The following is a 19,122-nucleotide window of genomic DNA, read 5'->3' on the forward strand; positions in this document are numbered from 1 at the left end:
CGCCGCATGCACCGCGTCCGGCCCCGTCCTTGGCGGCCTTGCCGCCGGCTTCGGAATCCGGCGCGGCACCGTTCCGCACCGGGCGGGGAAATGCGCGGGAGCGGGAAGACCGGAACGATGCGGGTGGCCCGGATCCGGGGCCGTGACCGCGGCGGGCGACGGGACGGCAGCATGGTGACGGCGCCGCCGGCCACCGTCGCGCGAAGCGACTGGCATGCGCGGCCGAGCGATGACGTGCTGCAGGCCCTGTCGGCGTCCGCGGCGGGCTTGTCGGACACCGAGGTCGCCGCCCGCCTGGCGACGTACGGCCGCAACGAACTGCCGCCGCCACGCCCGGTACCGGCGTGGCGGCGGTTCCTGCGGCATTTCAACGATCCGCTGATCCTGTTCCTGTTGGCGGCGGCGATCGTCGCGCTCGCGCTCGGCCACCGCGTCGATGCGGCGGTGATCGCGGCGGTGGTGACCATCAATGCCATCGTCGGTTTCGTGCAGGAAGGTCGCGCCGAGCAGGCGCTGTCGGCGCTGCGTTCGATGCTGTCGCCGTCGGCGCGCGCGCTGCGCGACGGCGAACGCAGGCTGGTCGCCGTCGAAACCTTGGTCCCTGGCGACGTGCTGTTGCTGGAAGCTGGCGACCGCGTACCCGCGGATGCGCGCCTGCTGCGCGGTCGCGGCCTGCGCGTGGACGAGTCGGTGCTGACCGGCGAATCGGTGCCGGTGGAGAAGTCGGTCGATGCGGTCGCGGAAGGCGCCGATCTCGGCGGACGCACCTCGATGCTGTACTCGGGCACGCTGGTGTCGGCCGGGCAGGCCACGGCGGTGGTGGTCGCCACCGGCACGCACACCCAGATCGGCCACATCGGCGCGCTGCTCGGCCAGGTGGAGATGCTGACCACGCCGCTGCTGCAGCAGATCAAGCGCTTCGGCAAGGCGTTCACCGCCATCGCCATCGTGGCGGCGGCGGCGCTGTTCGTGTTCGCGGTCGCCGCGCGCGGCTACGTGTGGTTGGACGCGCTGATGGTGGTGGTCGCGCTGGCGGTCGGCGTGGTGCCGGAAAGCCTGCCCGCGGTGATCACCATCACCCTGGCCATCGGCGTGCGCCGGATGGCCGCGCGCAACGCCATCGTGCGCCGGCTGCCGGCGGTGGAGACGCTGGGCGCGACCACGGTGATCTGCTCCGACAAGACCGGCACCCTCACCCGCAACGAAATGACCGCGCGCGGCGTGGTCACCGCCGCCGGCGAAGTCGAGGCCGAAGGCGGCGGCTACGCGCCCGTCGGCGCCTTGTCCGCCCGCGCGGGCGGCGATGCGGCGCTGGCGGCGGCGGAGCGCGTGGCGCGCATCGGCCTGCTGTGCAACGACGCGCGGCTGCACGCAAGCGATGGAAGCTGGCGCATCGACGGCGACCCGATGGAAGGCGCGTTGCTCGCGCTGGCGGGCAAGGCGGGATTGGATGGCGCATCGATAGGCAGCATGCATCCGCGGCTGGACGAGGTGCCGTTCGACGCCGCGCATCGTTTCATGGCCACGCTGCATGCGGAAATCGAGGGCGAGGGCGCGCTGGTGTGCGTGAAGGGCGCACCGGAGCAGGTGCTGGCGCTCAGCGCATGGCAGGCGGGCCATGGCATGGGCGAGGAAGCGCTCGATCCCGCGTTCTGGCGGCGCGCCATCGATGCGTCCGGCGCCGAGGGCCAGCGCGTGCTCGGCTTCGCCTGGCGCAAGCTGGAACGCGTGCCCGAACGGTTCGAGCTGCCGGACGTGGGCGGACTGGTGTTCGCGGGCATCGTCGGTTTCATCGACCCGCCGCGCGACGAGGCGATCCGCGCCGTCGCCGACTGCCGCAGCGCCGGCATCGCGGTGAAGATGATCACCGGCGACCACGCCGCGACCGCGGCCGCCATCGCCGGACAGTTGCGCCTCGCCGACGAGGTGCGCGTGGTCACCGGGCAGGAACTGGAAGGCGTGGCCGACGCCGACCTGCCCACGCTGGCCGAATCGGCCAGCGTGTTCGCGCGCACCACGCCCGAGCACAAGCTGCGCATCGTGCGCGCGCTGCAGTCGCGCGGGCACACCGTGGCGATGACCGGCGACGGCGTCAACGACGCGCCATCGCTCAAGCAGGCCGACATCGGCATCGCGATGGGCCACAAGGGCACCGAGGCGGCGAAGGAAGCCAGCGAGATGGTGCTGGCCGACGACAACTTCGCGTCCATCGACGCGGCGGTGTACGAAGGCCGCGCGGTCTACGACAACATCCGCAAGGTGATCGCTTGGACGCTGCCGACCAACGGCGGCGAGGCGCTGGCGGTGGTGCTGGCGATCCTGTTCGGCCTGGTGCTGCCGATGACGCCGCCGCAGATCCTGTGGATCAACATGGTGTTGACCGTGACCCTCGGCCTCGCGCTCGCGTTCGAGCCGCCGGAGCAGGGCGTGATGGCGCGTCCGCCGCGCCGGCGCGACGCGGCGCTGGTGTCGCCGTTCATGCTGTGGCGGATCGTGCTGGTGTCGCTGCTGTTCAGCGCTGGCGCGTTCGGCATCTTCGCCTGGGCGCAGGCGCGCGGCCACGACGTCGAGACGGCGCGCACCATGGTGGTCAACATGTTCTGCGTGATGGAGATCTTCTACCTCTTCAGCGTGCGCTACCTGCACGGCACCTCGTTCTCATTGCAGGGCCTGCGCGGCACGCCCGCGGTGCTGTGGGCGATCGCCGCCGTGGTGCTCGCGCAGTTGGCCTTCACCTACCTGCCGTGGATGCAGGCGATATTCGACAGTCGTCCGGTGCCGCTGTTCGAGGGCATCGTGATCGTGCTGGCCGGCATGGCGATGATGCTGGTGCTGGAAGTGGAGAAATGGCTGTTGAGGAAGATGGGCCTCTTCGACGAACTCAAACCGGCGACGGAGAAATCCGCGCCATCCCCTGGAGTGACGATATGAGCGAACACGACACGACCGCGCCCCATCCGTTGGGCGTGCTGCTGGCCACCGATCTCGGCCCCCGCTGCGACCGCGCGACCGATCGCGCGATCCGCCTGGCGCGCGAGCATGGCGGGCCCGCGATCGCGGCGACCATCGTCGAGGCGGGGGAAGCCCTGGCGCAGAACGTGCCGCGGCACGCGATCCCGTCCTGGTATCGCGCGCCCTCGCCGCAGGCGCGCGCCGAAAGGCGGCTGCACCGGGAGTTCGCCGATGCGGGCACCACGTGGGATGTCCGCGTGGGCGAGGGGTCCGCGGGCGAACAGCTCGCGGGTATCCTGGATGGCGGTGGCGACATGCTGGTGGTGACCGGCCCCGTGCGGCAGGGCGTGCTTGGCCCGGCGGTACTCGGTTCGACCGTGGACCGGCTGCTGCGGCGCGCGGAAACCTCGCTGCTCATGGTGCGCGAACGCGCGCATGCCGACTACCGCCACCTGCTGGTGGCCAGCGATTTCTCCGCCCCGTCGCGCGCGGCGCTGCGCAGGGCGCATGCACTGTTCCCCGAGGCCAGGATGACGCTGCTGCACGGGTTCCAGATCCCGATGCTCGGATTGATGGACACGACGCAGGACGACGCGATCGCGCAGACGCGGCGGCAGTTGCGCGAGGAAGGACAGGCGTTCCTGCACGACGGCCTGGCCGATTTCGGCGAAGTCGAACTGCTCGTCGAGCACGGCGATCCGGCGCGCCTGGTGCAGCAGTACCTGGAAACGTTCTCGCCCGATCTCGTGGTGGTCGGCACCCACGGCCATGGCGCCGTCTACGAGCTGGTCGTGGGCAGCGTCGCCCGGCGCATCGTCACCACCACGACGGCCGACACGCTGGTCGTGCGGGCGTGACGGCATGCGTGCCGACGGTCGTCGCCGCTTCCGGGCAGGACAATGGAGATCCCGATGAGCGCACATCCCGTGGATGACGACCTGAAGCTGCTGCGCAACCGGACCTTCGACGAACTCGAGGTCGGCGACAGCGCGGACATCGAGCGCACGCTGACGATGGAGGACATCCAGTTGTTCGCCGTGGCGTCCGGCGACATCAATCCGTACCACGTCGATCGGGCGTTCGCGGCGACCACCCGTTTCCACGAGGTGATCGCGCACGGCATGTGGGGCGGGGCGCTGATCTCCGCGGTGCTCGGCACCCGGTTGCCCGGCCCCGGGACGGTCTATCGCAGCCAGACATTGCGTTTCCGCTCGCCGGTGAAGGTGGGCGACCGCCTGACGGTCCGCGTCAGCGTGGCCGCGAAGGAGCCGGCCACGCGCAACGTGACGCTTGCCTGCACCTGCACCAACCAGCATGGCGAGGTGGTCATCGAAGGCGACGCGGAAGTCGTGGCGCCGGCCGAGCGCATCGAGCGCGCGCGCACCGCGTTGCCCGAGATCCGCCTCGACGTCGCCGGCCACGAGGGATTGGAACGCCTGCTCGCGCATGTGGCCACACTGGAACCGGTCCGCGTCGCGGTCGTGCACCCTTGCGACGAACTCAGCCTGTCGGCGGCGCTGGACGCGCGCGACGCCGGCCTGATCGTCCCGGTGCTGGTCGCGCCACGCGCGAAGCTCGAGTCCGTTGCCACGGAAGCGGGCCTGGACCTGTCGGGGATCGTCGTCGAGGACGTGCCGCACAGCCACGCCGCCGCCGCGCGCGCGGCCGAGCTGGCGAAGCAGGGCGGCGTCGAAGCGCTGATGAAGGGCAGCCTGCATACCGACGAACTGATGGCCGCGGTGGTGTCGTCCGCGTCCGGCCTGCGCACCAAGCGCAGGGTCAGCCACTGCTTCGTGCTGCAGACGCCGCTCTACCCCCGGCCGTTCATCCTCACCGACGCGGCGGTCAACATCGCCCCAGACCTTGAGCAGAAGGCCGACATCGTGCGCAACGCGATCGACTTGGCGCATGTGATCGGCGTGGCCGAGCCGAGGGTGGCGATCCTCGCAGCGGTGGAAACGGTGACCCCGACGATGCCGGCCACGCTGGATGCCGCGGCGCTGTGCAAGATGGCCGACCGCGGCCAGATCGCCGGCGGCGTGCTCGATGGCCCGCTGGCCTTCGACAATGCGGTGTCGATCGCCGCCGCGCGCACCAAGGGCATCGTCTCCGATGTCGCCGGGCAGGCCGACATCCTCGTGGTGCCGGACCTGGAAAGCGGCAACATGCTGGCCAAGCAGCTGATGTACATGGGCGAGGCCGCCAGCGCCGGCCTCGTGATGGGCGCGAAGGTGCCGGTGATCCTGACCAGCCGCGCCGACTCGCGCGAATCGCGCATCGCGTCCTGCGCCATCGCGCTGATGCTGGCCCACCACTACCGGACCTCGCCGCCATGAGCGGCGCGCAAGACCGTCACGCGACCCGCGGCGATCTGGTGCTGGTGCTCAACTGCGGTTCGTCGAGCATCAAGTTCGCGCTGTTCGACGCCGGCCGCGACCCGCTACCGCACGCCCCGGCCTGGAACGGCAAGGTACAGGGCATCGGCGGACCCCGCCCGGACTTCGGCGAGACCGGCGTGGCGCCGTTCGCCATCGCGCTGGATCCCGCGCATCCCTATCGCGACGCGCTGCGGCTGATCCGCGAGCGCGTGGTCGCGCGCCTCGATGGCCGCCGCTTGGCGGTGGTCGCGCATCGTGTGGTGCACGGCGGCAACAAGTACTTCGACCCGGTGCGGGTCGATGCCGGCGTGCTGGCCGACCTGAAGAGCTACGTGCCGCTGGCGCCGCTGCACCAGCCGTTCGCGCTGGAGGCCGTCGAGATCCTGCTGCGCGAGCGCCCGGACATTCCCCAGGTGGCCTGCTTCGACACCGGCTTCCACCACACCATCCCGAAGGTCGAACAGATCCTGCCGCTGCCGTACTCGGCCTGGCAGCGCGGCCTGCGCCGCTACGGCTTCCACGGCCTGTCCTATGCCTACATCGCGGAGAAGTTGCCCGCGCGCCATGGCGATGCCGCGCGCGGGCGCACCATCGTCGCGCACCTGGGCAGCGGCGCCAGCCTGTGCGCGATGCGCGATCTCCAGAGCGTCGCCACCACGATGGGTTTCTCGGCGCTCGACGGCCTGATGATGGGCACGCGCACCGGCGCGCTCGATCCCGGCGCGGTGCTGTACCTGATGGAGATCGAGAAGCTGAGCCTGGAGCAGGTCGGCCACCTCCTCTACCACGAGTCCGGCCTGCTCGGCGTCTCCGGCATCTCCTCCGAGCCGCGCGTCGTCGTCCGTCACGAGAACGACGAAGGCGAGAGCGGCGAACGCGCGCGCATCGCGCTGGACCTGTACGTGCGCCGCATCGTCCGCGAGATCGGCGCGCTGGCCGCGGTGCTCGGCGGCCTCGACATGCTGGTGTTCACCGCCGGCGTCGGTGAGCACAACGCCTTCGTCCGCGAACGCGTCTGCGCGGCGCTGGAGTGGATGGGCGTCGCGCTCGACCAAGAGGCGAACGCGCGCGATGGAACGGTCATCTCGACCGATGGCAGCAAGGTGCGTGTCGCGGTCGAACCGACCAACGAAGAATGGATCGCGGCCCGGCAGGCGCTGGCCTGCCTCTGATTCCATGGGGCAGGCTGTCGGAACGAGCTGACCGCACGGTGCGTGGCGTCATGGATGCCCCCGACGATGCCCCCGTTGTCACGGGGATTGATACGGAAGAAGATGGACAATCGCGCAAACGAAAAAGGCCGAAACCCTTTGTGCATCCAGGGGTTCCAGCCTTTCGGGAACTGCTACGGAAAACTACATGGTGGCCGGGGAGGGAATCGAACCCCCGACACAGGGATTTTCAATCCCTTGCTCTACCAACTGAGCTACCCGGCCAAGGTTTGTCGCGTTACGGCTGAGCCGGTGCGAAGAGGCGCAATGATACGGATCGGCCGGGGGGATGGCAAGCCGCACCCGCGCTGAACGTGTGCCCGTTGGGGCGCCGCCGGTCGCGGCCGGCAGGTGCATCATTCCGTGCAAGAGAGAGCCCCGACACCATCGACAGGAGGCCCCATGAAACGCCTGATTCCCCTTGCCCTGATGGCCGCCGTCTTGGGCGCCTGCGCCACCGGCCCGAAACAGACCGACGCCGAACGCCTGGACATGTACCGCGGCCACGCCGGCGGACCGGTCAGGGATTTCCATTACTTCGGCACCATCAACGGCTGGACCCCGCTGGGCAATACCGCCCTGGCCGTGTGGACCAAGCCCAGCGAAGCCTACCTGCTGGAACTCTCCGGTCCCTGCAACGATCTGGACTACGCGCCGGCCATCACCATCACCCACCACATGAACCGCGTGTCCGCCCGCTTCGACGACGTCGTGCCACGCGGCGGCGGCACCGGCAGCATCCGCATCCCGTGCCGCATCGAGACCATCCGTCCCTTGGATGTGAAGGCCCTGCGCGCCAGCCAGAAGGAGATGCGCGAAGCCGCCGCCGTGGAGCGCGAAGCGAAGTAGGGTGCGCCCCGGCGCACCGTGACGCCGGCGGGTCGGGGTTGTCCCCGATGACCGGGACAGGAAGAGCGTGCGGGATTGGCACGGTCGGGGACGATTGAAGATAGCGATGTAGGGCCGTAGCCCGACCTGCGGTACTTCGCAATCCTGGGCCATGCATCAGGCAGGGATACCCTGCTTGCCGACATGCGATGACCCATGACAGGGCCGGAAACGCCAGCCCATCGGCCCGGCCTGCAGCATCAGGCTTCGGGTACGTAACCGGTGGGCTTTTCCGCGTTGCCGCCGAACAGGAACTTCTCCAGTTCCGCTTCCAGGAAGGCGCGGTGCTTGGGATCGCGCGGCGACAGCCGGTTCTCGTTGATGAGCATGGTCTGGTGCGCCAGCCACGCCGCCCACGCCGGCTTGCCGATGTGGGCGAACACGCGCTTGCCCAGTTCGCCGGGGTAGGGCACGAAATCCAGCCCTTCGGTTTCGCGCTTTTCGTATTCGCAATAGACGGTGCGGGGCATCAGCTTCCATTTCCCAGGAGTTTGCGGATCGGCGCCGGCAGGCCCAGCGTGGCCAGGTCGGTCCGCGCCACCCAGCGCAGGTCGTCATTGTCGCGCACCGTGTCGCGCAGGGCGACCTTGCGCACGCGCAGCGGCTGCAGGTGCAGCCGGTAATGGCTGAAGGTGTGGACGATGAGCGGCAGCTCTTCCGCATTGTCGTAGTCGCCCGCGATCTCCTGCGCGAACCAGTCGCGCATCCCGGCGTCGGTGTCCGCCTGCGGCAGCGTCCACAGCGATGCCCAGATGCCGGTCGGCGGCCTGCGCTGCAACAGCAGTTCGCCGGCGGTGTTCTCCAGCAGCAGCGCCACGGCCTCGCGTTCGGGCAGTGGCTTGCCGGGCTTGGGCGTGGGCAGTGCCTCGGTCAGGCCTTCACGACGCGCCACGCAATCCTCGTTCACTGGGCACAGCACGCATGCGGGCCTGGCGCGCGTGCACAGCGTGGCGCCGAAATCCATCTGCGCCTGCGTGTAGTCGGCCAGCCTGCCGGCGGGCACGTGTTCGACGTGCGCGTGCGCCAGCGCCCACAGTTGCTTCTCCACCGCGGGCAGGCCGGGCCAGCCGCCGATGCCGTGGTAGCGCGTGAGCACGCGCTTGACGTTGCCGTCGAGTATGGGGAAACGGTCGTCCCACGCCTGCGCCAGGATCGCGCCCGCCGTGCTGCGGCCGATGCCGGGCAGGGCATGCAGCGCATCGAAGTCGCGCGGCAGCTCGCCGCCGTGGTGCGCCACGCAGGCCTTGGCGGCGGCGTGCAGGTTGCGTGCGCGGGCGTAGTAGCCCAGGCCCGCCCAGTGCGCCATCACGTCGTCGGTGGACGCCGCGGCCAGGTCGGGCAGGGTGGGGAAGCGCTCGACGAAACGCTGGAAGTACGGGATCACCGTGGCGACCTGCGTCTGCTGCAGCATGATTTCCGACAGCCACACGCGGTACGGCGTGCGCGGGTGCTGCCACGGCAGGTCGTGGCGGCCGGAGACGTCGAACCAGGCGAGCAAGCGGTGCGCGAAGGTGTCGGTGGTGGCTGCTTTCATGCGAAGGCGTAGAACGAAGCCATTGTAGGAGCGGCTTCAGCCGCGGCCGCGCCCCGACAGCAGTCCATGGCGCACAATGATGAACGCGCCGCAGCGCGTCTGGATAGCGAACAACCACTTCCAACGCACGTCGGGTCGTCTGTCGCGGCTGAAGCCGCTCCTGCAGGGCACCAAGCCGGATCAGCCACCCAACGCTTCCGGCAGCAGCGCGTCGACGAACGATTCCGCATCGAACACGCGCAGGTCCTCCAGCTGCTCGCCGATGCCGGCGTAGCGGATCGGGATGCCGAACTCGCGCGCCAGCGCGAACACCACGCCGCCCTTGGCGGTGCCGTCCAGCTTGGTGACCACCAGCCCGGTGACGCCGACGGCGGCATGGAACTGGCGCAACTGCGACAGCGCGTTCTGGCCGGTGGTGCCGTCGATGACCATCAGCACCTCGTGCGGCGCGGTTTCGTCCAGCTTGGCCAGCACGCGGCGGATCTTGCCCAGTTCGGCCATCAGGCCCTGCTGGGTGTGCAGGCGGCCGGCGGTGTCGGCGATCAGCACGTCGAAGCCACGCGCCTTGGCGGCCTGCAACGCGTCGAACGCGACCGAAGCGGCATCCGCATCCTGGCCCTGCGCGATCACCGGCACGCCGTTGCGTTCGCCCCAGGTCTGCAACTGCGCCACCGCGGCGGCGCGGAAGGTGTCGCCGGCGGCCAGCATCAGCTGGTGGCCGTCTTCCTTGAAGCGGCGCGCCAGCTTGCCGATGGTGGTGGTCTTGCCCACGCCGTTGACGCCGACGGTCAGCACCACGAAGGGCTTGGCGCCCGCGTCGATCACCAACGGCTTGGCGACCGGTTGCAGCAGGGCGACCAGATCGGCGCGCAGGGCCTTCAGCAACGCATTGGCATCGGCGAATTCGCGCGCCTTCATCCGCTTACGCAGATCCTCCACCAGCGCGCTGGTGGCCGGCACGCCGACGTCGGCGGTCAGCAGCGCGGTCTCGATCTCGTCCAGCAGGTCGTCGTCCAGGCGCGGGTTGCGCGAGAACAGGCCGCCCAGGCCCAGGGCGGCGCTGGTGCGGCGCAGGCGGTCGCGCCAGCCGGGCTTGCCGGCGGGGGCAGGTGCGGCGGTTTCGGGCTCCTTCTCCTCCATGGGTGGGGGAGAAGGGGGGCTCTCGGGCGGCGGGGGCGCCGCCCCTGATCCGCCAGTGGGCGGGGTGGCGTCGGTCGCTTCCCGCAAGGCCTCGGCCGGTGCACGCGGGAAGGCGGCGGCGATTTCCTCGGTGGAGAGGGGGGCAGGGCCGGCGTCCGGGCTGTTCTTGGGCTTCTTGCGGCGGAAAAAACCGATCATTTCAGGGGGTATCGAAAAGAGGGCGACATGCTACCACCCGGCCGTTCCCGGCCCGTGCAGGACGGCCTAAAGCCGGGGCAGGCCGGGCCGATAACGACAGTGGGAAACCCCGTGGAGGCAAGCCATGTCCGACATTGCCGGTATCGCCGCTTCGGGCCTGCGCGCCGCGTCGCTGGGAATGCGGGCGGCCGCGCACAACGTCGCCAACCTGGCCACGCCGGAGGCGGCGCGGCAGGGTGTGGTCTTGTCTTCGCTCCCGTCGGGCGGCGTGTCGGTCCGCACGACGGATGCACCCGCTGATCCAGCCGCGCCCCTGGACGATGTCGCCGCGATGCTGACCTACCGGGCGATGGCCGGGGCCAATGTGTTCGTATTGAAGGTGGCGGACCAGGCGCTGGGGCGGCTGCTGGATGTGAGGGCGTAGCGCGGGATGCTCCTCTCTCCCCGAAAGTGGGAGAAGAGGCCCGAAGAGCCTTTTTCGAACGTGATCCTGGGGCGAAGAGGGGGTAATCGAGTCGCCGGCACACGTCCAGCTGTGCGCATGACGATCCGGGTCATACGCGAACGCGGATGCGACACCGGCAAGTCCGTTGATTTGGCTCCGTTCGCCCCTCACCCGCCTTCGGCACCCTCTCCCCGTGGCGGGGAGAGGGGATGTTCCTGGCGGAGTTGGCGATGCATTCGAGCTGGTCGGCACGGGGCGTCACCGTTTCCTTCTCCCCGCTCGGCGGGAAGATGGGAAGAAGCGCCTGACCCTTGGCTAAGAGCCTGTTCACGATCCCGAGCGGCGCGGCCGGCTCGAGCAGCGCGGCCGGTATTCGAGAAAAAAGACCCGTCATTCCGGCGCAAGCCGGAACCCAGTGTCTTTGGGATCTTCGGAATGTTCGCGTCGACTCAATGAAAGTCGCTGGGTTCCGGCTTGACCAGCCATTCGGCTGTTGAAAGCCGCCGGAATGACGAACTCACTTTTTTGAGATCGTGAACAGGTTCTAAGGGGTGGCCGCCAGGCCGGATGAGAGGCGCGCGGTGGTTGGATGGGCGGGATGCGGCGTTGTTCCCTTTTCCCGCAGATGCGGGAGACACGACAGTGTCCCGCGACCTGCCCGATCGCGGACAATGGCGCCATGCAGCCTTCCATTCCGGTCACACGTCCATGAAGCCCGCCCGCAAACCCGCCGGGGCCGGCAGCGTGCGCATCATCGGCGGACGCTGGCGCGGCACCAGGCTGGCCGTGCCGGACAGTCCCGGCCTGCGGCCCAGCAGCGACCGGGTGCGCGAGACGCTGTTCAACTGGCTGATGCCGGCGCTGCCGGGCGCTCGGGTGCTGGACCTGTTCGCCGGCACCGGCGCGCTGGGCCTGGAGGCGCTGTCGCGCGGCGCCGCGCATGCCACCCTGGTGGAGCGCGACCCGGCGTTGTCGCGCGCGCTGCGCGATGCGGTCGCCCGGCTGTCCGCGGCTGCCGAGGTGCAGGCGCAGGACGCGCTGGCGTGGCTGGATGGCGGCGATGCGAAGTTCGACCTCGTCTTCCTCGACCCGCCTTTCGCGGACGGGCTCTGGGAAAAGGCGCTGGCCGGATTGGAGCCCCGCCTGGCCTCTGGCGCCTGGGTCTATCTGGAGTCGCCGGCCGACACCGTGCCGCCGGTGCCCGCCGGCTGGGCGCTGCATCGCGAAGGCCGCACGCGCGACGTGCGCTTCGCCCTGTACCGGGCCCCCGCCGGGCAAGGCGCTGCTACACTTCGCCCCGACGATTCGCCGGCGACGACTGAATGACTGTGGCACGCAACCGGACGGCGGTTTATCCCGGCACGTTCGACCCGATCACCAATGGCCATATCGACCTGATCGATCGCGCCGCGCCGCTGTTCGAGCGGGTGGTGATCGGCGTGGCGGAAAGCCCCGGCAAGGGTCCGGCGCTGCCGCTGGCCCAGCGCGTGGAGCTGGCCCGCGAGGCGGTGGCCGGGCACAGGCACGTGGAAGTGCGCGGCTTCGACAGCCTGCTGGCGCACTTCGTCAAGGAAGTGGGCGGCGGCGTGCTGCTGCGCGGCCTGCGCGCGGTGTCCGACTTCGAATACGAGTTCCAGCTGGCCAGCATGAACCGCCACCTGATCCCGGAAGTGGAAACGCTGTTCCTGACGCCGGCCGAGCAGTATGGCTTCATCTCCTCGTCGCTGGTGCGCGAGATCGCGCGGCTGGGCGGCGACGTGTCCGGCTTCGTGCCGCCGGCGGTGGCGGCGGCGCTGCAGGCGCAGTGGCAGCGTGGCCGCAACGTCGGCTGAAATCGAATAGACCAACAACAGTTCCAACAGGAGGGGGAAGACCCATGAAGAACATCGCAACCCGTATGCTGCTGATCGCCTGCCTCGTGGCGCCGTTCGCGGCCTGCAAGAAGGAGGAGGCCCCGGCTCAGCCGGCCGCCGCGCCGCTGGTGGCGCCCACCACGACCGGCGATGGCGAGTGGAAGGAATACCTGGTCAAGGTGGTCGACAACAACATGGGCACGATCACCAACCAGCCCTACATGTACTACCTGCCGGCCGAGACCGATCCGGAATTCGAGGCCAAGTACGGCCGCCAGCTGGAACAGGCCAAGGGCGCCGTGGCGCGTGGCGTGAGCAGCGGCAACCTGATCGCGTTCGGCTCGCCGGCCAGCACCAAGATCGCCGACCTGGCCGTGGCCGCGTTCGAAGGCGCCGAAGCCGACAGCTTCAAGGGCGTGCGCGTGCTGTTCATCGGCCAGGCCGCCGACAGTGAGCGCGTGCAGGCCGCCGTGACCCCGAGCGGCGCCGAATACGTCTTCGTCGAAGCCAAGTGACCTTTCCGCGCGTGGCCGCCCTGGCGGCCACGCCTTTGCGGAAAGGTCATCCCGGCGCAGGCCGGGATCCAGTGCCTTTGCTGCTGGAGGTCATCCCGGCGCAAGCTGGCACCCAGCGCCTTTACCATCGGAAAGGTCATCCCGGCGCAAGCCCGGACCCAGCGCCTTCCGCCGCCCATCCCCAAGCCAACACGCCGGGCCACCCACGCTTCTCCTTGATCCAGGCCGGCAGCGCAGTGCGGGAACGGCCTTCCCACCCAGCCCGCGCCCACCAGAATGCGGACCGTCGTGCCAAAAGGCACTGGGTCCGGGCTTTCGCCGGGATGACGCTTCGGTTGGAAGTGCACCTAACGGGCAACCACCCCGCCGTCGCGAGGAGCCCCGTATTCGCTCGCACAATGATCCAGTGCATTGCACCAGCCCCGGTGACTTCGACAGGTCCCACGCGTAAAGTCGTTGCATTGACCGGCCCGCGGCCGTCGTAGGCGTTCCCGCATGCGCGGGACGATGAAACACCATGTCCCTCAAGATCAACGAACTCTGCGTCAATTGCGATGTCTGCGAGCCGGCCTGTCCCAACCAGGCCATCTCGATGGGCGAGAGCATCTACGTGATCGACCCGGCGCGCTGCACCGAATGCGTCGGCCATCATGACGAACCGCAATGTGTCGTCGTTTGCCCGGTGGAGTGCATCGACCCCGATCCGGCGTATCCTGAGACCCACGAAGAGCTGCTGGCGAAGATGCTCCGGCTGCAGGGCGACTGACTCCCTGCGCGCGTCGCGCGCTTCGTTCCGGTCCCCGTCCAGGAGAAGTCGTGATCTTCCGCCGAGTCGTTGCCCTGCTGCTTGCCGTCGCCTTCATCCCCGCCGGCTTCGCCGCCGATGCGGACACCCGTCCCGCCGCGCCCTCCCATCCGCCCGGTACCGCCATCGCCAGTGCGCACGAGCTGGCCACGCAGGCGGGCCTGGACATCGTCCGGCAGGGCGGCAATGCCTTCGACGCCGCGATCGCCGTATCGGCCGCGCTGTCGGTGGTGGAACCGATCAGTTCCGGCCTGGGCGGCGGCGGCTTCTTCCTGCTGCACGATGGCAGGACCGGCAAGGACGTCTTCATCGACGCGCGCGAGACCGCGCCCGCGGCGGCCACGCCGGACAAGTACCTGTTGCCGAACGGCGAGTTCGACCGCGACCGCGCCGAGAACGGGCCGTGGGCGGCCGGCATTCCCGGCCTGCCGGCCGCGTTCGTGCACCTGGCGGAAAACTACGGCCGCCTGCCGCTGAAGACCTCGCTGGCGCCGGCCATCCGCATCGCCCGCGAGGGCTTCCCGGTGTACGCACGGTTGGCGCGAGGCTACGCCGCACGGCGTGAGGTGATGGAACGCTACCCAGGTACGCGCGCGGTGTTCCTGGCCAACGGCAAGCCGTTGCAGGAAGGCGACCTGCTCAAGCAACCCGACCTGGCCCGTACCTTGGAACGCCTCGCTGCGCAGGGCTTCGACGGTTTCTACCGCGGCGAGACGGCGAAGAAGCTGCTGGCCGGGGTGAAGGCCGAAGGCGGGCAGTGGACCGTGCAGGAACTGGCTGCCTACACCGTGCGCGAACGCGAGCCGTTGAAGTTCCACTACAACGACTGGCAGGTCACCACCGCGCCGCCGCCATCGTCCGGCGGCGTGGCGCTGACGCAGATGCTGCAGATCCTGGACGCGTACGATCTTTCCGCGCTGGATGAGACGCATCGCGCGCACCTGATCGTGGAAGCGATGCGGCGCGCGTTCCGCGACCGCACGTTCTACCTGGGCGATCCGGATTTCGTCGACATCCCGATGAAGACGCTGACCAGCCCGTACTACGCCGCCGGCCTGCGCGCCACCATCAACCCGGAAAAGGCCACGCCCAGCGACCTGCTGTCCGGCCAGCAGACGCCGCTGGAGGACGAGGAGACCACGCATTTCTCCATCATCGATGCCGAAGGCAACCGCGTCGCCGCCACCCAGACGGTCAACCTGCTGTTCGGTTCCGGCCTGATCCCGCCGGGCACCGGCGTGCTGCTGAACAACGAAATGGACGATTTCGCGCTGAAGCCGGGCACGCCCAATGCGTTCGGCGTGATGGGTTTCGATGCCAACGCGCCGAAGCCGGGCAAGCGCATGCTCAGTTCGATGACGCCCAGCTTCATGGAGTCGCCAGAGCGCGTCGCCGTGCTGGGCACGCCCGGCGGCAGCCGCATCATCACCATGGTGCTGCTGGGCATGCTGGGTTACGACGCCGGCCTGGGCGCGCAGGAAGTCGCGGCGCTGCCGCGTTTCCACCACCAGTGGATGCCGGACGTGATCCAGGCCGAAAGCGGGATGTTCTCCGACGACGTGGCCCGCCAGTTGCAGGCGATGGGCCACACGCTGAGCCTGCCGGGCGATGGCGTCTCCGGCCGCGCCTCCAGCCACCAGTGGGGCAACCTGCAGACGGTGGAATGGGACAAGGCCGCCAACACGCTCAGCGGCGGCAGCGATCCGCGCAATCCGGTGGGCTCGGCGAAGGTGGAGCCGGCGGCGGAGAGCCCGCGCTGACGGCCGGCAACGGTGGGAGCGGCCTCCGGCCGCGAGCTTCATTGGCAGGCAGGTAAAGCTCGCGCCGGGACGGCGCTCCCACATCATCGATGTGAGCGAGGCAGGGTGCGCCCTGGCGCACCGTTGTGATCGCAAGTAAGGTGTTGAAGTCCGACCGTTCGCCATCCGGACGCGATGCGGCGCGTTCATCATCATGCAGGCGGAAGAGCCATCGGTGCGCGGTGCGCCAGGGCGCACCCTACGCCTTCCCGCGCCGTCAGGCGGGAGTAGAATCGTCGCATGAAACTCTGGTCGCTGCTGGGCAATTCCCAGAAACTCGATGGCGGCGCGATGTTCGGAAACGCGCCGCGCGCCATGTGGGAGAAGTGGTCGCCGCCGGATGCGCACAACCGCATCGAGCTGGCCTGCCGCGCGCTGCTGGCCAGCCCGTTGAACGGCAAGACGGTACTGTTCGAGACCGGCATCGGCGCGTTCTTCGAGCCGAAGATGCGCGAACGCTTCGGCGTGCAGGAAGACCGCCACGTGCTGCTGGATTCGCTGCGGCAGGCCGGGTTCGGCCACGAGGACATCGACGTGGTGGTGCTCAGCCACCTGCACTTCGACCACGCCGGCGGCCTGCTGGCGCCCTGGCGGGAAGGCCGCACCCCGGAACTGCTGTTCCCCAACGCCACGTTCGTGGTCGGCGCCGAGCACTGGCAGCGCGCATTGAAGCCGCATCCACGCGACCGCGCCAGCTTCATCCCCGAACTGCCGCCGCTGCTGGAAGCCAGCGGGCGGCTGGAATTGGTCCCGGGCGGGCATTCGCGGGCGCTGGGCGACAGCGTGCGTTTCAGCTTCAGCGACGGCCATACGCCGGGGCTGATGCTGGCGGAAATCGTCGGGCCGGAGCGCACCGACGGCCAGCCGCATGGCGGCGTGGTGTTCTGCGCCGACCTGATCCCCGGCCGTTCGTGGGTGCACGTGCCTATCACCATGGGCTACGACCGCAACGCCGAATTGCTGATCGACGAGAAGCGCGTCTTCCTGGAAGACAAGCTGGCGCGCAACGTACATCTGTTCTTTACCCACGACCCGGGCTGCGCACTGGCGCAGGTGACCCGCGACGAGAAGGGCAGGTTCGGCACCGCGCACGAAGTCGCCGAACTGCACGCCCGCCCGTTGGCGGCGTGATCACCCCTGTAGGAGCGACGTCAGTCGCGACCGGGAGCCTGGAAAGCCTTGAAGCCACGGATCAACGCGGATAAAACGGATCGCGGCACAGCATTACGACACGTGCCAAGGCGGGAATGGCGGATCAAGGCAAAAAGCCTTATCCGCGTCGATCCGTGGCTACCTATTGCTTTCTTTGATTTCCCGGTCGCGACTGACGTCGCTCCTACAGGACGCTTTCCGTGCCGGAAGGTCTAAACTCTACGGGCGTGGTTGGCGGATGACGGCATGCATTCGATAGAAGTGGTGCTGGCGATGTTGCTGGCGGTGATCGGCAGCGGCTACCTGGTGAGGGTGCTGCCGTTCTCGCTGCCGTTGCCGCTGGTGCAGATCGGGCTGGGAGCGGCGATCGCCGGCATGTCCGGCAGCGCGGTGACGCTGGATCCGGCGATCTTCTTCCTGCTGTTCCTGCCGCCGCTGCTGTTCCTGGACGGCTGGCGCATCCCCAAGGAAGGCCTGTTCCGCGACCGCGCGATGATCCTGGAACTGGCGCTGGGGCTGGTGGTGTTCACCGTGGTCGGCGTGGGCCTGCTGATCCACTGGCTGATCCCGGCGATGCCACTGGCGGTGGCGTTCGCGCTGGCGGCGATCGTGTCGCCGACCGATCCGGTCGCGGTGTCCTCCATCGCCGCGCGGGTGCCGATACCGAAACGGTTGATGCATATCCTGGAAGGCGAATCGCTGCTCAACGACGCCTCCGGCCTGGTGTGCTTCCGTTTCGCGGTGGCCGCGGCGATGACCGGCGGCTTTTCGCTGGCCACCGCCTCGCTGACCTTCCTGTGGGTGGCATTGGCGGGGCTGGCGGTCGGTGTCGGCTTCACCTGGGGCGTGAGCCTGGCGCAGCGCTGGCTGTCCAGGCAGTTCGGCGAGGAAAGCGGCTCGCCGATCCTGATCAGCCTGCTGATCCCGTTCGGCGCCTACCTGATCGCCGAGCACCTGCAGGCTTCCGGCATCCTGGCCGCGGTATCGGCCGGCATCACGATGAGCTACGTCGAACTCAGCGGCCGCGCGCTGGCGACCACGCGCGTGCAGCGCGCGGCGGTCTGGGACACCGTGCAGTTCTCGCTCAACGGCATCGTCTTCGTGCTGCTGGGCGAACAGTTGCCCGCCATCCTGAGTTCGGCCGCGACGACGGTGCGCGAGAGCGGCCATCTCAATCCCGGCTGGCTGGTGGTCTACGCGCTGGCGATCAACCTGGGGCTGGCGTTGCTGCGCTTCGTCTGGGTGTGGGTGTCGCTGCGCTGGGGCATGTGGACGGCGCAGCGACGCGGCGAACCGGTGAAGCGGCCGCACTGGCGGCTGGTGGCGGCGACGTCGCTGGCGGGCGTACGCGGCGCGATCACGCTGGCCGGCGTGCTGACCCTGCCGCTGGCGCTGCCGGACGGCACGCCGTTCCCGGCGCGCGACCTGGCGGTGTTCCTGGCGATGGCGGTGATCCTGCTGTCGCTGCTGGCCGCCAGCATCGCCCTGCCGCGCCTGCTGAAAGGACTGGAAGTGCCGCCAGAACCGGCCGAACGGCATGAAGAGGACCTGGCGCGGCTGGAAGCGGGCCGCGCCGCGATCGCCGCCATCCAGGAGGCGCAGCACGCGCTGTCGGAGCAGGCTGGCACCGACGCCGAACTCTACGTCAGCGCCGCCACCCGCGCGATGGAAACCTACCAGCGACGGCTGGATGGCTCGGCCGGCGGCGTGGAGGCGGAAAAACTGCGCCGGGCGGATACGGCGGAACGGGCGCTGCGGCTGGCCGGACTGCGCGCCGAACGCGAAGCGCTGTTCAGCCTGGCCCGGCATCGTCGGATCTCCGACGAAACCTCGCGCCGACTGGTACGCGAACTGGACCTGATGGAGTCGCGCCTGGTGGAGCCCGCTTCCCGGAAGGGGTGAGCGGAAGCGGGCCAGGGTCCGTTGACGCAAGCGCATTGTCGTATCGAATGTTGACTGGAAATCCATAGTCCACCGTCTCCATAATCCACCGTCGTCCCGGCGCAGGCCGGGACCCAGTGCCTTGAACCCCGGACGGCAGAAAGTCGCTGGGTCCGGCCTGCGCCGGGACGACGGATGCGTCATGGCCCGATGCGAAATGCTCTGGATGCGCGTGCATCGTCCAGCATGCAGAAGCGCGCATGGCAGCCGCAGTCGGTCCCACTCAGCCGATGCAAGGGAAGTCTCGCAGCTCCGCGCGCGGTAGCCGCGTTCCCGATCCACGCCTTGCCCGCGATCCGGATGAGGCCGCA

The 19,122-nt window shown here is 69.2% G+C and carries 16 protein-coding genes and 1 tRNA gene; 13 read left to right on the plus strand and 4 right to left on the minus strand.

Going from position 1 to position 19,122, the window contains the following annotated elements; all coding sequences use genetic code 11:
• The first annotated feature begins 171 nt into the window (after positions 1 to 171).
• Genes AAD027_RS05350 through AAD027_RS05365 form a run of 4 tightly spaced genes read left to right on the plus strand, consistent with a single transcriptional unit; the run spans position 172 to position 6,502 of the window.
• Positions 172 to 2,931, plus strand: a complete 2,760-nt coding sequence (locus tag AAD027_RS05350; protein ID WP_341724985.1) for an HAD-IC family P-type ATPase — start codon at positions 172 to 174, stop codon at positions 2,929 to 2,931.
• Positions 2,928 to 3,809 (plus strand): universal stress protein, encoded by an 882-nt coding sequence (locus tag AAD027_RS05355; RefSeq protein ID WP_341724986.1) that lies wholly within the window; start codon positions 2,928 to 2,930, stop codon positions 3,807 to 3,809. The genes AAD027_RS05350 and AAD027_RS05355 overlap by 4 nt, the downstream gene beginning before the upstream one ends.
• A gap of 54 nt (positions 3,810 to 3,863) precedes the next feature.
• Positions 3,864 to 5,288 carry a bifunctional enoyl-CoA hydratase/phosphate acetyltransferase gene (locus AAD027_RS05360; RefSeq protein ID WP_341724987.1) on the plus strand — a complete coding sequence of 475 codons (1,425 nt, stop codon included), beginning with the start codon at positions 3,864 to 3,866 and terminating at the stop codon, positions 5,286 to 5,288.
• Entirely contained in the window at positions 5,285 to 6,502 is a 1,218-nt protein-coding gene (locus tag AAD027_RS05365) for an acetate/propionate family kinase (protein ID WP_341724988.1), read from the plus strand. The genes AAD027_RS05360 and AAD027_RS05365 overlap by 4 nt, the downstream gene beginning before the upstream one ends.
• A 188-nt stretch (positions 6,503 to 6,690) precedes the next feature.
• On the opposite strand, the gene AAD027_RS05370 is transcribed toward AAD027_RS05365, so the two are convergent.
• A tRNA-Phe gene (locus tag AAD027_RS05370) sits at positions 6,691 to 6,766 on the minus strand.
• Between the two features lie 177 nt (positions 6,767 to 6,943).
• On the opposite strand from AAD027_RS05370, the gene AAD027_RS05375 reads away from it, so the two are divergent.
• Positions 6,944 to 7,390 (plus strand): DUF6491 family protein, encoded by a 447-nt coding sequence (locus AAD027_RS05375; protein WP_341724989.1) that lies wholly within the window; start codon positions 6,944 to 6,946, stop codon positions 7,388 to 7,390.
• A 239-nt stretch (positions 7,391 to 7,629) separates the two neighbouring features.
• Here the strand turns inward: AAD027_RS05375 and AAD027_RS05380 are convergent, their stop codons facing one another.
• The 3 genes from AAD027_RS05380 to ftsY all read right to left on the minus strand — a co-directional run bounded on the left by AAD027_RS05380 (position 7,630) and on the right by ftsY (position 10,301).
• A complete protein-coding gene (locus AAD027_RS05380) occupies positions 7,630 to 7,899 on the minus strand; it encodes an oxidative damage protection protein (RefSeq protein ID WP_341724990.1) in 270 nt (89 codons plus the stop codon).
• Complete coding sequence (gene mutY, locus AAD027_RS05385; protein ID WP_341724991.1) at positions 7,899 to 8,963, minus strand: A/G-specific adenine glycosylase; 1,065 nt, start codon at positions 8,961 to 8,963, stop codon at positions 7,899 to 7,901. The genes AAD027_RS05380 and mutY overlap by 1 nt, the downstream gene beginning before the upstream one ends.
• A gap of 180 nt (positions 8,964 to 9,143) precedes the next feature.
• Positions 9,144 to 10,301 carry a signal recognition particle-docking protein FtsY gene (ftsY, locus tag AAD027_RS05390; protein ID WP_341724992.1) on the minus strand — a complete coding sequence of 386 codons (1,158 nt, stop codon included), beginning with the start codon at positions 10,299 to 10,301 and terminating at the stop codon, positions 9,144 to 9,146.
• A 124-nt stretch (positions 10,302 to 10,425) separates the two neighbouring features.
• Between ftsY and AAD027_RS05395 the strand changes: the two genes are divergently transcribed.
• The 8 genes from AAD027_RS05395 to AAD027_RS05430 all read left to right on the plus strand — a co-directional run bounded on the left by AAD027_RS05395 (position 10,426) and on the right by AAD027_RS05430 (position 18,772).
• A complete protein-coding gene (locus AAD027_RS05395) occupies positions 10,426 to 10,725 on the plus strand; it encodes a hypothetical protein (protein WP_341724993.1) in 300 nt (99 codons plus the stop codon).
• A gap of 729 nt (positions 10,726 to 11,454) precedes the next feature.
• Entirely contained in the window at positions 11,455 to 12,072 is a 618-nt protein-coding gene (gene rsmD, locus AAD027_RS05400) for a 16S rRNA (guanine(966)-N(2))-methyltransferase RsmD (RefSeq protein WP_341724994.1), read from the plus strand.
• Positions 12,069 to 12,578, plus strand: coding sequence for a pantetheine-phosphate adenylyltransferase (gene coaD / locus AAD027_RS05405; RefSeq protein WP_341724995.1), 510 nt, complete (start codon positions 12,069 to 12,071; stop codon positions 12,576 to 12,578). The genes rsmD and coaD overlap by 4 nt, the downstream gene beginning before the upstream one ends.
• Before the next feature lie 44 nt (positions 12,579 to 12,622).
• Positions 12,623 to 13,114 carry a hypothetical protein gene (locus AAD027_RS05410; RefSeq protein ID WP_341724996.1) on the plus strand — a complete coding sequence of 164 codons (492 nt, stop codon included), beginning with the start codon at positions 12,623 to 12,625 and terminating at the stop codon, positions 13,112 to 13,114.
• A 517-nt stretch (positions 13,115 to 13,631) separates the two neighbouring features.
• Entirely contained in the window at positions 13,632 to 13,880 is a 249-nt protein-coding gene (locus tag AAD027_RS05415; protein WP_341724997.1) for a YfhL family 4Fe-4S dicluster ferredoxin, read from the plus strand.
• A 50-nt stretch (positions 13,881 to 13,930) separates the two neighbouring features.
• Positions 13,931 to 15,679: a gamma-glutamyltransferase gene (gene ggt, locus AAD027_RS05420; protein ID WP_341724998.1), complete on the plus strand. Its 1,749-nt coding sequence runs from the start codon at positions 13,931 to 13,933 to the stop codon at positions 15,677 to 15,679.
• 279 nt (positions 15,680 to 15,958) lie between these two features.
• Complete coding sequence (locus AAD027_RS05425; RefSeq protein WP_341724999.1) at positions 15,959 to 16,849, plus strand: MBL fold metallo-hydrolase; 891 nt, start codon at positions 15,959 to 15,961, stop codon at positions 16,847 to 16,849.
• Positions 16,850 to 17,116: 267 nt separating this feature from the next.
• On the plus strand, positions 17,117 to 18,772 hold the full coding sequence (locus AAD027_RS05430; protein WP_341725000.1) for a Na+/H+ antiporter: 1,656 nt from the start codon (positions 17,117 to 17,119) through the stop codon (positions 18,770 to 18,772).
• The last annotated feature ends 350 nt before the right edge of the window (positions 18,773 to 19,122 follow it).

The sequence above is a fragment of the Pseudoxanthomonas putridarboris genome (assembly GCF_038321125.1).
GTDB classification, from domain to species: domain Bacteria; phylum Pseudomonadota; class Gammaproteobacteria; order Xanthomonadales; family Xanthomonadaceae; genus Pseudoxanthomonas_A; species Pseudoxanthomonas_A putridarboris.

Coding starts and splice junctions, on each gene's coding strand:
- AAD027_RS05350 (WP_341724985.1), top strand. CDS start 172: ATGGTGACGGCGCCGCCGGCCACCGTCGCGCGAAGCGACTGGCATGCG.
- AAD027_RS05355 (WP_341724986.1), top strand. CDS start 2,928: ATGAGCGAACACGACACGACCGCGCCCCATCCGTTGGGCGTGCTGCTG.
- AAD027_RS05360 (WP_341724987.1), top strand. CDS start 3,864: ATGAGCGCACATCCCGTGGATGACGACCTGAAGCTGCTGCGCAACCGG.
- AAD027_RS05365 (WP_341724988.1), top strand. CDS start 5,285: ATGAGCGGCGCGCAAGACCGTCACGCGACCCGCGGCGATCTGGTGCTG.
- AAD027_RS05375 (WP_341724989.1), top strand. CDS start 6,944: ATGAAACGCCTGATTCCCCTTGCCCTGATGGCCGCCGTCTTGGGCGCC.
- AAD027_RS05380 (WP_341724990.1), bottom strand. CDS start 7,899: ATGCCCCGCACCGTCTATTGCGAATACGAAAAGCGCGAAACCGAAGGG.
- mutY (WP_341724991.1), bottom strand. CDS start 8,963: ATGAAAGCAGCCACCACCGACACCTTCGCGCACCGCTTGCTCGCCTGG.
- ftsY (WP_341724992.1), bottom strand. CDS start 10,301: ATGATCGGTTTTTTCCGCCGCAAGAAGCCCAAGAACAGCCCGGACGCC.
- AAD027_RS05395 (WP_341724993.1), top strand. CDS start 10,426: ATGTCCGACATTGCCGGTATCGCCGCTTCGGGCCTGCGCGCCGCGTCG.
- rsmD (WP_341724994.1), top strand. CDS start 11,455: ATGAAGCCCGCCCGCAAACCCGCCGGGGCCGGCAGCGTGCGCATCATC.
- coaD (WP_341724995.1), top strand. CDS start 12,069: ATGACTGTGGCACGCAACCGGACGGCGGTTTATCCCGGCACGTTCGAC.
- AAD027_RS05410 (WP_341724996.1), top strand. CDS start 12,623: ATGAAGAACATCGCAACCCGTATGCTGCTGATCGCCTGCCTCGTGGCG.
- AAD027_RS05415 (WP_341724997.1), top strand. CDS start 13,632: ATGTCCCTCAAGATCAACGAACTCTGCGTCAATTGCGATGTCTGCGAG.
- AAD027_RS05425 (WP_341724999.1), top strand. CDS start 15,959: ATGAAACTCTGGTCGCTGCTGGGCAATTCCCAGAAACTCGATGGCGGC.
- AAD027_RS05430 (WP_341725000.1), top strand. CDS start 17,117: ATGCATTCGATAGAAGTGGTGCTGGCGATGTTGCTGGCGGTGATCGGC.